Raw genomic sequence first — 15,889 nt, 5'->3', positions numbered from 1 at the left:
AAAAGCCTCAAAGAACAATGTTGTTCTTTGAGGCTTTTACTTTTAACTCACATTATCAAGATTAAATCGCTGAATGGAAGTCATTTGATTTAGGCGGAGAAGCTGCTTTTTTCATAAGGATTTCCCATAAGTATACGGATTTTTCCCATTCTGCTGCAGCCTGCCCCTTTTGATACATAGCGTTCTCATAACTGAAAGTAAGTTGTTGCATATCGGCTGAGTTGTAAAGTGTATCGATGTGGAGAGCGTACTCTCGGAACGTTTGACTTTCCCCACGTGGTATAACGGTTCGCGCAAATTGTTTTAAAAGTGCGCCATAAGCTTTGTTATAAACAGCATCATCTTTTCGGTATTTATAGAAAAGAATGATAAAAAATGTAATCCATTTCATTCTAGTAGCGAAGAGAGTGTATCCTATAATACTAATTAGTATCGAAGAGAGGAATACGTACCACCAAGAAAATCTATTTTTAGCAGTTGTAATCTTTTTAGTAGGAGCTTCTTCTGTATCTTCTATTAAACTTTTGAGCTTTGCTTCATTGTTTCTTTGGTGCATTTGCGCGTTTTGAGAATTAGTTTCTTCGCTATTTTGTGTAGTAGAAGCAGGCGTATTATTTGTGAAATTATAGGGATTCGTAAATCCTTTTGTTGGTTCGAATGGAATCCATCCGTATCCAGGGAAGTATACTTCGACCCAAGAGTGTGCGTTATCGTTCGCGATTTTATAAACATCCTCACCTTCAGCACCCACCAGCGTATTATCAAGAGTTCCTTCCGTATAACCTTTTACCCAGCGAGCGGGAATTCCAGCAGAACGAAGTAACACGATCATAGATGTCGAGAAATTATTACAGTAGCCGCTTTTTGTATCAAAAAGAAATTGATCTACATAATCTTGGTTTTTGGCAGGGAACGAGACATTCATTGTTTCATATACAAAAGAATGGTCGGTGAAGTAGTTTTCAATAGCTAATACTTTATCATATCGGTTGTCTGTATCATTTGTTAGATTAGCAGCTAAGTCTTTTACTCGCTGCGGTAATGATTCGGGAAGTTGCGTGTATTTTGTCATGAAATAAGTATTTGTTTCTTGGCCTTCATTTGTCTTTACAGCTTTCAATTGTTCTATGGAAAACTCGGGGATCTCATACGTTACTTTATATGAATGTAAAGTAGTAGAGGAGTCTCCGTCCATCGTATAGATTTTTTCTGAAAATGGGTCAACACTGTATTCTACATTAGAAGAAGCCTCAACAGATACTAACCCTGCTGGATAGGTGAGGTGAGGATAACTTTTTTGCATGTTGATTGTTGCCTTTGTTGTCTCCGTTTTTGTATTTTGTTCGTACCAGCTCACGACGTCGTTTTTATTTTTAAAAGAAATCTTTTTTTGATTTTCAGAAACCTCCCAGCCTTTTCCGGTATAAAAATCTTTCGTTTCGACTCTCCAATATTGTTTGTTTTGCGTTTGTGCTGTGAATACAATTGTAGGATCAGCCTTAAAAGGACCACCTAATCTCGAGTCATCTAAACCATACCCAATTTTAGAAATTTCTTGCTTTTTACTTGCTTCGGATGTGTTGAATTTTAAAAAATCCATTGGGTTGGGCCATTGAGGACCAAATTTTGGTGCGAAGTATGCGATGGTTGCTGACAATACAATAAATATTGTAAGAGGTTTAAGTAATTTTGAGATTTCTTTAGCATAATTTTGTAAGTGTTCCATCTCTTTTATTCGTTCTATGCGAAAAAGACTAAGCATAAAAAAGCCGATGACAACAGTACGAATAATAGCGAAGTTTGCATTGTATAAATGTAAGTTATGAAAAACGGTGATATAAATAATAGTCAATATAAGAAATAACAACCCACGTTTTTTATGAATCATCCAAAAAGAGATGAAAGCACTCAAAAACCAAAATGATAAAAAAAATAAAAGTGTTGGAAAAACTGGAGAAATATCTAGCAAATTCCCCTGAAATAACAGTGAGGAATCTCGAGAAATATCAGTAAAAAATTTCGTTAGCCAAGATGGATTTATAAAAGTATTTTTATAATATAGGAAATGAATGATGAATAAAATCGTGACGATCTTTATTGGCATCTGCCACTTTGTTTGAAAAAAAGAGAGAGTGAAGCAAATCCCTATAAATATTACGAAAACATCTAATCTACCTACGTTTGTAATACCTATGAGGGGCCTTAGCCATTCTAGTAAAAGTAGAAATGCGCATGCATGCATGAAAAATTTGTTCATATCCAATTGTTTTTTTTCCGGTAATGTTATCATTTGCTCACCTCAAAAAACACATTTGTATACTGGTTTTCATAAACCGCTTTTACAAATATTTTTCGTTTTTGTAGAGTTTCTAGAATACTGAGTTCTCGATGTGAGAGTTGATTTGTTTTTTCTTTTACGACAAACACCATTAATTTTCTATTTTTAATTGCAGCATAGTCAGCCGCTTTTTGAATATCGGGAGATAGATCGCTTGTCACGAGTATAATCGTGACGGGCTCATAAATTTTTCTTAATTCCATTTCTACACTCCGGGAGAGCGGGAATACACTATCTGCTTGTACTTTCGCTAAATGACAAAAGATTTGATGCAACTGACTATCTCCATTGTCTAAAGGGAAAAAAGTTCGTTCTTTTCCGACAGATACGAATGACGCTGGTGAATTTTGCTTCAAGACAGACCTGACAATAGAGGCAGTAAATGTGACGACTGATTCGAATAGAGGGGATGGGGTTCTGTCCATGAATATCATAATATTATGGCTACGCTGTTGTTCGAACTCTTTCGTCATAATGTTGTTTGTTCGTGCAGTTGCTTTCCAATCAATCCATGAAAAGCGGTCACCAGGTTTATAGTCTCTCACACCGACAGAAATGGTAGAGTCTTTTACTAAATTTATATTTGCTGAAAGTGCTCCTTGTTCGAAATGATTTTCCATTTGTCGATATGTTATATCTACATACTGGGGATAGACTAAAAATGTATCTGGAACTGAAAAAGTTACTTCTTTCTCCATCATACCGAATAAATCACCAGTTTTGACACGTACGCTTGAAAAAGCGTGCTCTCCTCTAGGGATTGTGTCAATAGCATATTGAAACAAAATATTTCGTTTCAATCCTGGAAAGAGTATTACTTTATTCATCTTCGTTTGTTTACAATTTGTAAATTGTGATGGCAACACATCTTCTATAATTAAATAAAGTAAGGGAAAAGGAAAACTTCTTTTTATTGTAATCGTACTTAAAAATGGTTCTCCTGCTACATATTCGTCTTGATTTGTTATTCGTTTTACCTCGGCGTTCCGTAAAGCATAGAAGGGAAGTAGTAGTGAATAAAGGCCAATAGGAATCATACTGTAAAACAAAAACCAACTTACAAAACCTCCTTGAAGCATAGCGTATACAAATGATAAGACTAGGCAAAACGGAATGAGTGATAACTTAGTAAAATGATAGAGTGCTCGTAGTATTCGTTTCATCAAAGGTTCATCTTCCTTTGAGTCGGCACGGTCGTTCGCGCAACGATTTTTGCGATAATTTGTTCTCCTGTTATTCCTTCAAATTTTGCTTCCATTTTTAGAATGAGTCTGTGAGCCAATACGTAAGGAGCTAAAAATTTAACATCGTCTGGAATAACATAATTTCTACCATGGATGAATGCATAAGCTTGTGAAGCTTTCATTAAAGCAATCGAGCCACGTGGACTTGCACCAAGCTGTATAGAACTATAAGAACGAGTCTGACTAACAAGCTTTACAATGTAATGCTTGATGGATTTGTCCATACTTATTTCCCGTACGCTTTGTTGTAAATAAAGTAATTCTTCTATTGTTGTAATAGCTTGTAAATGGGAGAGAGGATTTGTTTTTTCCATCCTGTTTAAAATTTCAAATTCTTCTTCTGGTGTAGGATATCCCATTTTTAGTTTCAATAAGAAACGATCGAGCTGTGCTTCTGGTAAAGGATATGTTCCCTCATATTCGACCGGATTCTGTGTAGCCATTACAAAGAACGGTTTTGGTAACGGTCTTGTCCTGCCATCTATTGTAATATTGCCTTCTTCCATACTTTCAAGTAAGGCAGACTGTGTTTTTGGAGATGTACGATTAATTTCATCAGCAAGTATAAAATTCCCCATGATTGGTCCAGGCTTGAACTCAAATTGGAGCTCTTTCGGATTATAAATAGAAACACCTGTAACATCTGACGGCAGTAAATCAGGTGTGAATTGAATGCGCTTGTAATCGGCATCAATTGATTTAGAAAGAGCACGTACTAACATTGTTTTCCCAACGCCAGGAACATCTTCTAATAGTACATGACCTTCAGCTAAGAGAGCTGTCAAAGCTAAGATCGTTTCTTTTCGCTTTCCGACCATTAACTTTTCAATATTGTTAATTATTTTTTCTATAATGGGATGTAATGAATCAAGCTGGTGCATCGTAATCCTCCTAATGTTATTATCGTTTTCTAATCTATTTAGTGGAAAATAGTATGTATCTATCTAATTGTGGGCAGTAAAGAATTTTATCTTCAATTCTAAGAATATTCAGATTATTTATTGCGATTATATCTAGTATAATTGTTTCCGTAACTTAGGGCAATATGGTAAATGATGATTTGTAGTTTTATGTGAAATGTGTATTGCTATAAAGTAATATCGCGAAGAAAAAACATCCTCACATACAATTTTCGGTATTTTCCTTGTGGAACTTTTGAAATAATTACAAAACTCTTTTTCATATATTTATAAAGAAAAACGTAGGAAGTTCTCCTGCGTCTTTTCTTTTGCAAAATATTCGATACTTCAAAATACTATTCTCCTAATAATTCAGATTAACTATACCTCTTCACAACGGAATAAAAGATTTTCTCACAAACTTATTTTCTACTGAATTTTTGACAATCTCTTGAACTGTGCGAAATGTCACATCTGTATTTTACAACCTCTCTTATAGTAAGGGTATGTAAGAGAGACGTATTAAAGGAGTGAACAGTATGAAGAAGAAACCTTCAGCACTAATGAGACGTTTAAAATATTTTTCACCAATAGATCGTTATAACGATAATCATACGCAAGAAACATATGAAGATCGCGAATGGGAGAATGTGTACAGAAAGCGTTGGCAGCATGATAAAGTAATTCGTTCTACACACGGCGTGAACTGTACAGGTTCATGTAGCTGGAATATATATGTGAAAGATGGAATTGTAACGTGGGAAGGGCAGGAGCTTAACTATCCGACTACAGGTCCTGATATGCCTGATTTTGAACCGCGAGGATGCCCACGTGGAGCAAGTTTTTCTTGGTACATTTACAGTCCACTTCGTGTGAAATATCCGTATGTACGTGGTGTTCTTTGGAATATGTGGCAAGAAGAATTACAAAATAACGAGTCACCACTAGATGCTTGGAAAAGCATTGTGGAAAACCCTGAAAAGGCACGTACGTATAAGCAGGCGCGTGGTAAAGGGGGATTCATTCGTGCGAATTGGGATGAAGTGTTACAACTCGTTTCAGCTTCTTTACTATACACAGTAATGAAATACGGTCCAGATCGAAATGTTGGTTTCTCACCAATTCCAGCTATGTCGATGTTAAGTCATGCAGCGGGTAGTCGCTTTATGCAACTTATGGGTGGACCGATGCTTAGCTTCTATGATTGGTACGCAGATTTACCACCAGCTTCTCCGCAAATTTGGGGCGATCAAACAGATGTACCAGAAAGTAGTGATTGGTATAACTCTGGTTACATTATGACATGGGGTTCAAATGTACCGATGACGAGAACGCCAGATGCACACTTTTTAGCAGAGGTTCGATATAAAGGAACGAAAGTCGTTTCTGTCAGTCCTGACTTTGCTGAATCCACAAAGTTTGCGGATGATTGGATTAGTGTGAAACAAGGTACAGATGGTGCACTTGCGATGGCAATGGGGCACGTAATCTTACAAGAATTTTACGTAGATAATCAAGTGGAATACTTCACAAAGTATGCGAAGCAATATACTGATTTTCCTTTCTTTGTCACATTGAAACAAAAAGGGGAACAATTCGTTGCTGATCGGTTCTTAAATGCTTCTGATATTGGACGCGAAACGAAGTTAGGGGAATGGAAACCTGTACTTTGGAACGAGAATACGAATGATTTTGCAACTCCTCACGGCACAATGGGATCACGTTGGGATAACGAAAAGAAATGGAACTTACGTTTAGAAGATGAAGAAACAGGTGAAAAGATTAATCCGCTTCTTTCTTTACTTGGAAGGGAAGATAGTGTTGAAACGGTACAAATTCCGTACTTCTCTGATGATGGAAATACAATATTAGAACGTACAATTCCAGTGAAAAAAGTTATGACAGAAGAAGGAGAAGTGTTCGTTACAACGGTATACGATTTAACGTTAGCAAATTATGGTGTGAACCGAGGGCTTGGTGGGCAAGAGCCGAAAGACTTCAATGATGACGTACCGTTTACACCTGCATGGCAAGAGAAAATGACAGGAGTAAAACGTGAGCTTATTATTCAAATCGCTCGTGAGTTCGCACAAAATGCTGTTGATACGAATGGTCGCTCAATGATTATTGTCGGAGCTGGTATTAACCACTGGTTTAACTCTGATACGATTTATCGCGCCGTTTTAAATCTTGTGCTTCTCGTTGGGGCACAAGGTGTAAACGGCGGTGGTTGGGCGCATTATGTTGGTCAAGAAAAATTACGACCAGCAGAAGGATGGCAAACAATCGCGATGGCAAAAGATTGGCAAGGGCCACCAAAATTACAAAATGGTACATCTTTCTTCTATTTCGTAACAGATCAATGGCGCTATGAAGATACACCAGTTGGGCATTTAGCATCACCAGTGGAAGGTAACTCTCGTTATCAACATCACGGTGATTACAACGTATTAGCAGCAAGACTTGGCTGGTTACCTTCGTATCCGACATTCGAGAAAAATGGAATTGAATTATATAAAGAAGCTGTGGCTGCTGGTGCAACAACGCAAGAAGAAATCGGAAAATACGTTGCACAAAAATTAAAAGATAAAGAACTGAAATTCGCAATTGAAGATCCAGATAACAAAAATAACTTTCCGCGCAACTTATTCGTATGGCGTGCAAATTTAATTTCAAGTTCTGGTAAAGGCCACGAATATTTCTTAAAGCATTTGTTAGGTACAACAAACGGATTAATGAATGACGATAGTGATTCGTTACGACCAGAAGAAATTAAGTGGCATGAAGAAGCGCCAGAAGGGAAGTTAGATTTACTCATTAATTTAGATTTCCGTATGGCTGGAACAGCGCTTTATTCTGATATCGTCTTACCAGCTTCAACTTGGTATGAAAAGCATGATTTAAGTAGTACAGATATGCATCCATTTGTACATCCATTTAATCCAGCAATCGGTTCACCGTGGGAAGCGCGCTCTGATTGGGATATTTTCACTTCTCTTTCTAAAGCCGTGTCTGATTTAGCGAAGAAAATCGATCTTGAACCAATGAAAGAAGTTGTGGCAACACCACTTCTTCACGATACACCACAAGAATTAGCACAACCACTTGGCAAAATTAAAGACTGGAGTAAAGGTGAGTGTGAACCAATCCCGGGTAAAACGATGCCACAAATTCATGTTGCTGAAAGGGATTATAAAACGATTTATGACAAAATGACTGCGCTAGGACCGAATACTGGAAAACAACCGATTGGTACGAAAGGGATTTCTTGGTCTGCAGAAAAAGAATATGAGCAATTAAAGAACAGGTTAGGAGTCGTTCGAACGGATTCTATTGCGAAAGGTTGCCCAGACATAAAAGAAGCAATTAATGCTGCTGAAGCGGTATTAACACTTTCTTCTACTACAAACGGTCATATGGCTGTAAAAGCATGGGAAGCACTTGAAAAACAAACAGATTTAAAACTACGTGATTTAGCAGAAGAACGTGAAGAAGAATGCTTCACATTCGAACAAATTACAGCGCAGCCGAAAACAGTAATTACTTCTCCAGCATTTACAGGCTCAGAAAAAGGTGGACGCCGTTATTCACCGTTTACAACAAATGTGGAACGTCTCATCCCTTGGAGAACAATCACTGGACGACAATCTTTCTATTTAGATCATGACATGATGAAAGAATTTGGTGAAACGATGGCAACATTTAAACCAATTCTGCAACATAAACCGTTCCGTAAATCACGGCCTGAAGTAGAAGGAAAAGAGATTACATTGAACTATTTAACACCGCATAATAAGTGGTCAATTCATAGTATGTATTTCGATTCATTACCGATGTTAACGCTGTTTAGAGGTGGTCCAACTGTTTGGATGAATAAAGAGGATGCTGAAGAAGCTGGTGTTGCAGATAATGATTGGATCGAGTGCTTTAACCGTAACGGTGTTGTTGTAGCACGTGCTGTTGTAACGCATCGTATACCGAGAGGAATGGCGTTTATGCACCATGCGCAAGATCGCCACATTAACGTACCTGGAACGAAATTAACAAGTAATCGCGGGGGAACGCATAATAGTCCAACTCGAATTCACGTAAAACCGACACATATGATTGGTGGATATGGTCAATTAAGTTATGGATTTAATTATTATGGTCCAACAGGGAACCAGCGTGACTTAAACGTTGTAATTCGCAAACTGAAGGAGGTAGATTGGCTTGAAGATTAAAGCACAAGTCGGAATGGTAATGAACCTAGATAAATGCATCGGCTGCCATACTTGTAGCGTAACGTGCAAAAACACCTGGACAAATCGTCCAGGTGCTGAATATATGTACTTCAATAACGTAGAAACGAAGCCTGGTATTGGTTATCCGAAGCAATGGGAAGATCAGGAGAAATATAAAGGTGGCTGGGAATTGAAAAATGGTGAAATTCAGCTGAAATCCGGTTCGAAAATGAAGCGCCTTATGAATATTTTCCACAATCCAGACCAACCGACAATTGATGATTACTTTGAACCTTGGAACTATGATTATGAAACATTAACAAATAGTCCGCAGCGTAAGCATCAGCCAGTTGCTCGTCCGAAATCAGCAATAACGGGTGAATTTATCGATAAAATTGAATGGGGTCCGAACTGGGAAGATGATTTAGCTGGTGGACATATAACAGGATTACAAGATCCGAACGTAAAGAAAATGGAGGAAGAAATTAAAACGGATTTTGAAAATGTCTTTATGATGTATTTACCGCGCATATGTGAACATTGTATGAATCCATCTTGTGTATCCTCTTGTCCATCTGGTGCGATGTATAAACGTGAAGAAGATGGGATTGTTCTTGTCGATCAAAATGCATGTCGTGCATGGAGATTTTGCGTATCTTCTTGTCCGTATAAAAAAGTGTATTTTAACTGGCAAACGAATAAAGCTGAAAAGTGCACAATGTGCTTCCCTCGTATTGAAGCAGGCATGCCAACAATTTGTTCGGAAACATGTGTAGGACGTATTCGATACATTGGGGTAATGCTATATGACGCTGACAAAGTAAAAGAAGCGGCTTCTGTTGAAAATGAAAAAGATTTATATGAATCTCAGCTTACTGTTTTCTTAGATCCAAATGATCCAGAAGTAGCAGCTGAAGCGAAAAAGCAAGGGATTCCTGAAGAATGGATTAAAGCGGCACAACAGTCACCAATCTATAAAATGATTATCGATTGGAAAATCGCTCTACCTCTTCACCCAGAATATCGTACTATGCCGATGGTTTGGTATATCCCGCCGCTTAGCCCAATTATGAACATGGTGGAGGGGAAAGGTAGTAACTGGCAAGCAGAAGAGATTTTCCCTGCTATTGATAATATGCGTATCCCAATTCAATATTTAGCGAATTTACTCACTGCAGGAGATGAATCACATATTCGTCTTACATTGAAAAAAATGGCTGTCATGCGAACACATATGAGAGCATTGCAAATTAATAAAGAACCAAATGAAGCTGTATTAAAAGAAATTGGTTTAACGAAACAAGATGTAGAAGATATGTATCGTCTTCTTGCTATCGCGAAATATAAAGATCGTTTCGTCATTCCGACATCTCACCGCGAACAAGTTGCAGATTTATATAACGAACAAGGAAGCTGTGGTTTATCCTTCGCAGGTGGCCCAGGCTCTTGCACGACAATTTCTTAAATAATGGGGGCGGAAACATATGAAACAAAGTTTACAAACTGCTTTTTCGTGTTCTTCATTCCTTCTCTCCTACCCGGAACTCGGGTGGAGAGAAGCTTTAGTTGAATTACAAGAAGAGGTTGAAGCAATTGAGCAGGATGAAGTTAAAGCTCCACTTACAACATTTATAGAACAAGTACTAAATAAAACGAACGATCAACTTATTGATAGTTACGTGTATACATTTGATTTTGGTAAAAAGACAAATATGTATTTAACGTATATGAACACCGGTGAACAAAGAGAAAGAGGTATTGAATTACTAGAGTTAAAGCAGCATTATAAAAAATCTGGTTTTGAAGTAACGGATAAAGAACTACCTGATTATTTACCACTTTTACTAGAGTTTTTTGCAAATGCAAATGAGCAAGACAGTGAACCAATTATGAGTAAATACAAGGAGAACATACAAGCATTACACGTTCAGTTAAAAGAAGCAGGTAGCATGTATGAACCAATTCTTGCGGCTGTTCTACTCGCTATCGATACATGGGGTGTACAGACAAATTAGAAAGGAGAGTTGTCAAAATGATGGATCAATTTCTATGGTTATTGTTTCCCTATATCATTTTTGCAATCTTTATCGGTGGACATATTTTCAGATACAACTATGATCAATTTGGATGGACATCAAAATCTAGTGAACTATTAGAAAAGAAAATGCTACGAATCGGAAGTCTATTATTCCACTTTGGGATCATGTTCGTAATTGGCGGTCATGTTATGGGGATTTTAATTCCAGAGGCTGTATATCGTTCAATAGGTATTTCTGAGCATATGTATCACATAATGGCAATTAGTTTCGGGCTTCCGGCAGGTGTTGCTTCTATCATCGGTTTAATTATATTAACGTACCGCCGCGTAACAGTAAAACGCATTATTGCAACGAGTACAAAGGGAGATTATATTGCGCTTATATTATTGCTTATCGTAATGCTAGCAGGACTTTCTTCAACATTTTTAAACATTGACTCAAAAGGGTTTGATTATCGTACAACGATCGGTCCTTGGTTCCGAAGTCTCTTTATTTTTCAACCGAAAGTTGAATATATGGCGGAAGTACCTGTATGGTTTAAAATTCATATAATTGCAGGTATGGGCCTATTCGCAGTATGGCCATTTACAAGACTTGTACATGTATTTAGTGCCCCAATTAAATATATAAGCCGTAGTTATGTAATTTACAGAAGACGTATTCCAAATGAATTGAAAAAATAATTTTGTTTTATATGTTTAGTAACTTATAAAGAAAGCCGAGATCTAATTGGAGACCTCGGCTTTCTTTATAGGTATAAATTTCAATAAGATGCTAATCAATGCTACAAACAGAAGCAGAGCAATCTTCACAAGCAATTTCACATTTTAAAAATTGTAAATCGTGTATTGTTATCTTTCCTTTATGAATAGAAATTGTACCTTGCTTTTTTAATTCATTTAACATTCGATTTACACTTTCACGTGAAGTTGCACAGAAATTGGCAAGTTCTTGATTCGTTAATGGTAAATCGATGAGGATACCATTTTCCTTTAACACACCATAACTATTTGTCATTCGTATGAGAGTAGAATACAGGGCACCTTTTTTGCCGTGTAATACTAAATCTCGGAACTTCGTTTGCATTCTTCTTAAATGTTCACTAATCCATTTCATAAATTCAAATACAAGTGCTGGTTTTTGGAGTAATGCTTTTTCTAAGGTTTCACGCTTTATTACTCCTACTTCAACATCTTCAAGGCATTTTGAATTTAATAAATACTTCGCATTGTCCGTGAATAATGTTAATTCTCCAATAATGTCGTATGCCGAACAAATACGGAGTGTTAATTCTTGCCCGTCAGCACTTAGTTTACTAATTTGTACTTTTCCAGAGTGGATGATATAGAGTTCTGTTGCTTCCATACCTTCTTGAAAAATAAAACTCCCCTTTTTAATCTGCATTTTATATTCAACAGATGCAAGTAATTCCTTTAAATCTTGAGATAATGTCATACTGTTTGCCACAGCAATCACCTTTCTTCTTATAAGCAATACATTTCCTATTTTGAGTGTAAATATGCTGAAAATGCAAGAGATATTTTAAAAATAAAGTGAAATTTCAATGACCGTAAGGAGGAGAGACTGAAGATGTGAACAAAATTCGAACGGATTTGTGAAGATTTTTTGAATGGGGAAAGTGATGTGAGAAATGTCACATTGAATATGTAGCTTCTTTTCTATAATAAAGGCAAATAAAAAAACGAAAACTTACTAAGGATTGCAGGAGAAAAGAAGGGATATAGATGCACGAGAAAATGAAAGATTCTTTAAAGCGGCCACTTCAAGATTTACGTATTTCAGTTATTGATCGTTGTAATTTTAGGTGCACATATTGTATGCCCGCTGAAGTGTTTGGGCCTGATTACGCTTTTTTACAAGAAGAGTTTTTATTAAAGTTCGATGAAATAGAAAGATTAGCAAGATTGTTTATAAGTATGGGAGTCAATAAAATTAGGCTTACTGGCGGCGAACCGTTATTGCGTAAAGACTTACCGAAGTTAATCGCAAGGCTTACAAAGTTAGAAGGCTTAAAGGATATTGGGCTCACAACAAACGGTATTCATTTAGCAAAACAAGCTAAGGCGTTAAAAGACGCGGGATTAAAACGTGTAAATATTAGTTTAGATGCGATAGAGGATCACGTCTTCCGAAAAATTAACGGAAGAAATGTAAGTACAAAACCTGTATTAAAAGGAATTGAAGCAGCAAAGGCTGCAGGATTAGAAGTAAAGGTAAATATGGTCGTAAAAAAAGGAATGAATGATAGTCAAATTCTTCCTATGGCTCAGTATTTTAAAGAACAAGAAATACAGTTACGTTTCATTGAGTTTATGGATGTTGGCAGTACGAACGGATGGAACTTTGAACAAGTTATTACGAAGGAACAATTAATAGAGAAGATTAATCGCGTACATCCGATTGAGCCTGTTCAACCTCGTTACTTTGGCGAAGTTGCGAAATTGTATCGATATGTAGGGAGCGATGCCGAAGTTGGATTTATTACTTCAGTATCTGAGTCATTTTGTTCTTCTTGTACGAGAGCTCGTATCTCGGCAGACGGCAAGTTTTTCACGTGTCTATTTGGAACGAAAGGAACGGATTTGCGAACGCTTCTTCGAGAAAATATTTCGGATGCATCACTATTAAAAATTTTACAACATACGTGGCGATATAGAACAGATCGATATTCAGATGAAAGAACGGTGGAAAGTACAAATAAACGTCCAAAAGTTGAAATGTCATACATTGGCGGATAGAGAAAGGAGGATTCTCTATGCAAGAGCGATATTCAAGGCAAGTATTGTTTTCTGGAATTGGTGAAATGGGACAAAGAAAAATAAGAGAAAAACAAGTGCTCCTAATCGGTGCGGGTGCACTAGGAGCTGCAAATGCGGAAGCGCTCGTTAGGATGGGAATTGGGAAATTGACAATTGCCGATCGTGACTACGTCGAATGGAGTAATTTACAGCGACAACAGTTATATACAGAAGAAGATGCAAAGCAGTCTAAACCGAAAGCAATTGCAGCGGCAGAACATGTAAGAAAGATTAATTCTGAAGTAGAAATTGTACCAGTTGTAACGGATGTCACAATGCAAGAAATAGAAGAGTTAACAAAAGAAGTGGATCTCATAATAGATGCGACTGACAATTTTGATACGCGCCTACTTATAAATGACATCTCACAAAAAGAAAATATACCTTGGATATACGGTGGATGCATTGGAAGTTACGGTGTAACGTATACAATTCTTCCTGGGAAAACACCATGTTTTCGCTGTCTAATGGATCATCCTATGGGTGGTGCAACATGTGATACAGCCGGAATTATTCAGCCAGTTGTACAAATGGTAGTTGCTCACCAAGTAACAGAAGCGATGAAAATATTGGTAGATGATTATGAATCGTTAAGAGGAACGATGTTATCATTTGATATTTGGAACAATCAATATCTCTCATTAAAAGTAAATAGACAGAAGAAAAGTACATGTCCATCTTGTGGGAAATTACGAACGTATCCAAGTTTAACATTTGAAGCGCAAATGAAAACGGAAGTGTTATGCGGACGGAATACAGTTCAAATCCGTTCAGGAATAAAGAGAAATCTTAATTTAACAGAAATTCAAAAACGATTACAAAAAAGTGTACATGTCAAAAAAACGCCATACTTACTATCATTTCTAATTGATGAATATCGTTTCGTTTTATTTACAGACGGTAGGGTATTTATTCATGGGACAAATGATGTGAAATTAGCAAAACGATTATACGCAAAATATATAGGATGAATAGAAAGAGAGTTTCAGTTTATTAAAACGAGGTGAAAAAGAATGTTAGAAAAACGTATACCAATTCCAGTGGCAGAAGCAGTTGCGCGTGTAATGGAATATGCCTACCAGGGTGAAATAGAAAAGGTTTCCCTTATAGAAAGCTACGGTAGAACGCTTGGAGAAGATGTGATTGCAGATCATGATGTTCCTCATTTTGATCGCTCTCCGTACGACGGATTTGCAATTCGAGCGGAAGATACAAAGGAAGCAAGTAGCAGTAACCCAATTCGGTTTGAAGTGATTGGCGAAATTGGAGCAGGTTTTGTTTTTACAGAAGAAGTGAAACCATTTCAAGCTGTCCGTATTATGACAGGTGCGGCAATTCCAGCGGGGTGTAATGCAGTTGTTATGTTAGAGCTAACGGAAGGGTTAGAAGAAAACGAAAAGACTTATGTGAAATTAAAACGCTCTTTCTCTTCGGGAGATAACATTTCTTTTAAAGGAGAGGATGTAAAACAAAATAGCATTCTTGTAAGAAAAGGGACTGTTATTACCCCTGGAGTAGCAGCGCTTCTTGCTACGTTTGGTTATAGTGTAGTACATGTTGTAAAACAGCCGGTTGTTGGGATTGTGACGACAGGGAGTGAATTGCTTGAAGTACATGAACGATTAAAGCCAGGGAAGATACGAAATAGTAACTCTTATATGATTGCTGCTCAAATTGAACGAGCGGGCGGGGCTGTACAGTATTATGGACAATTCGCTGATGATTTTGAGACGTGTTATAACACTGTAAAAAAAGCGATGAAAGAAGTCGATATTTTAATTACAACTGGTGGGGTTTCGGTAGGAGACTATGACTATTTACCTGCTATTTATGAGAGATTACAAGCTAATGTACTTTTCAATAAAATAGCAATGCGACCAGGAAGTGTGACAACTGTAGCTGAGCTAGAAGGAAAACTATTATTTGGTCTATCTGGTAATCCTTCAGCTTGTTATGTCGGATGTGAATTATATGTTCGACCAGTCATGGGAACATACTTGCATAGGAAAAATCCGCACGTATATCGTGCAGAAGCAATTTTACAGAAAGACTTCCCGAAAGCAAATCCGTTTACTCGTTTTGTAAGAGGGAGAGTAGAGGTTGTAGATGGTCAATTACAAGTTACACCAGTTGGTTTAGATAAATCTAGCGCAATTTCTTCACTTGCAGAGGCAAATGCATGTATCGTCCTGCCGGGAGGGACGAGAGGATTTGAAGCAGGGATAACTGTTTCGGTATTATTATTGGAATCGAACATGGGAAGTGAGTGGCCATGGAAAGAACCACTTCGATCATACAAGTAATAGAAAAATAGGTTGCTAACTTAT

The 15,889-nt window shown here is 37.2% G+C and carries 11 protein-coding genes; 7 read left to right on the top strand and 4 right to left on the bottom strand.

Annotated features, from left to right (window positions below):
- Nucleotides 1-61: 61 nt before the first annotated feature.
- The 3 genes from ACXVYO_RS15645 to ACXVYO_RS15635 are packed head-to-tail and all read right to left on the bottom strand — an operon-like array spanning nt 62 to nt 4,463.
- On the bottom strand, nt 62-2,290 hold the full coding sequence (locus ACXVYO_RS15645) for a transglutaminase TgpA family protein (protein ID WP_458467721.1): 2,229 nt from the start codon (nt 2,288-2,290) through the stop codon (nt 62-64).
- On the bottom strand, nt 2,287-3,501 hold the full coding sequence (locus ACXVYO_RS15640) for a DUF58 domain-containing protein (protein ID WP_458467804.1): 1,215 nt from the start codon (nt 3,499-3,501) through the stop codon (nt 2,287-2,289). The genes ACXVYO_RS15645 and ACXVYO_RS15640 overlap by 4 nt, the downstream gene beginning before the upstream one ends.
- Complete coding sequence (locus ACXVYO_RS15635) at nt 3,501-4,463, bottom strand: AAA family ATPase (RefSeq protein ID WP_458467720.1); 963 nt, start codon at nt 4,461-4,463, stop codon at nt 3,501-3,503. The genes ACXVYO_RS15640 and ACXVYO_RS15635 overlap by 1 nt, the downstream gene beginning before the upstream one ends.
- Nucleotides 4,464-5,020: 557 nt before the next feature.
- Between ACXVYO_RS15635 and ACXVYO_RS15630 the strand changes: the two genes are divergently transcribed.
- From ACXVYO_RS15630 to narI, 4 genes are read left to right on the top strand one after another with little or no spacing between them, the layout of a single operon-like run.
- Nucleotides 5,021-8,704: a nitrate reductase subunit alpha gene (locus tag ACXVYO_RS15630; protein ID WP_458467719.1), complete on the top strand. Its 3,684-nt coding sequence runs from the start codon at nt 5,021-5,023 to the stop codon at nt 8,702-8,704.
- Nucleotides 8,694-10,169 (top strand): nitrate reductase subunit beta, encoded by a 1,476-nt coding sequence (narH, locus tag ACXVYO_RS15625; RefSeq protein WP_458467718.1) that lies wholly within the window; start codon nt 8,694-8,696, stop codon nt 10,167-10,169. The genes ACXVYO_RS15630 and narH overlap by 11 nt, the downstream gene beginning before the upstream one ends.
- 19 nt (nt 10,170-10,188) lie before the next feature.
- Nucleotides 10,189-10,719, top strand: coding sequence for a nitrate reductase molybdenum cofactor assembly chaperone (narJ, locus tag ACXVYO_RS15620; protein ID WP_458467717.1), 531 nt, complete (start codon nt 10,189-10,191; stop codon nt 10,717-10,719).
- A 17-nt stretch (nt 10,720-10,736) separates the two neighbouring features.
- Entirely contained in the window at nt 10,737-11,426 is a 690-nt protein-coding gene (narI, locus tag ACXVYO_RS15615; protein WP_458467716.1) for a respiratory nitrate reductase subunit gamma, read from the top strand.
- A gap of 91 nt (nt 11,427-11,517) precedes the next feature.
- On the opposite strand, the gene ACXVYO_RS15610 is transcribed toward narI, so the two are convergent.
- The gene (locus tag ACXVYO_RS15610; protein WP_000013863.1) at nt 11,518-12,210 is read right to left on the bottom strand and encodes a Crp/Fnr family transcriptional regulator; all 693 of its coding nucleotides are present in this window, start codon (nt 12,208-12,210) and stop codon (nt 11,518-11,520) included.
- Nucleotides 12,211-12,488: 278 nt separating this feature from the next.
- On the opposite strand from ACXVYO_RS15610, the gene moaA reads away from it, so the two are divergent.
- From moaA to ACXVYO_RS15595, 3 genes are read left to right on the top strand one after another with little or no spacing between them, the layout of a single operon-like run.
- On the top strand, nt 12,489-13,502 hold the full coding sequence (moaA, locus tag ACXVYO_RS15605; RefSeq protein ID WP_458467715.1) for a GTP 3',8-cyclase MoaA: 1,014 nt from the start codon (nt 12,489-12,491) through the stop codon (nt 13,500-13,502).
- A gap of 17 nt (nt 13,503-13,519) precedes the next feature.
- Nucleotides 13,520-14,533: a molybdopterin-synthase adenylyltransferase MoeB gene (locus ACXVYO_RS15600; RefSeq protein ID WP_458467714.1), complete on the top strand. Its 1,014-nt coding sequence runs from the start codon at nt 13,520-13,522 to the stop codon at nt 14,531-14,533.
- A 42-nt stretch (nt 14,534-14,575) separates the two neighbouring features.
- The gene (locus tag ACXVYO_RS15595) at nt 14,576-15,865 is read left to right on the top strand and encodes a molybdopterin molybdotransferase MoeA (protein WP_458467713.1); all 1,290 of its coding nucleotides are present in this window, start codon (nt 14,576-14,578) and stop codon (nt 15,863-15,865) included.
- The last annotated feature ends 24 nt before the right edge of the window (nt 15,866-15,889 follow it).

This window comes from Bacillus sp. BC08, assembly GCF_054326875.1.
Note: the sequence above shows the minus strand (reverse complement) of the source record. Positions and strands in the feature narration are given on the sequence as shown.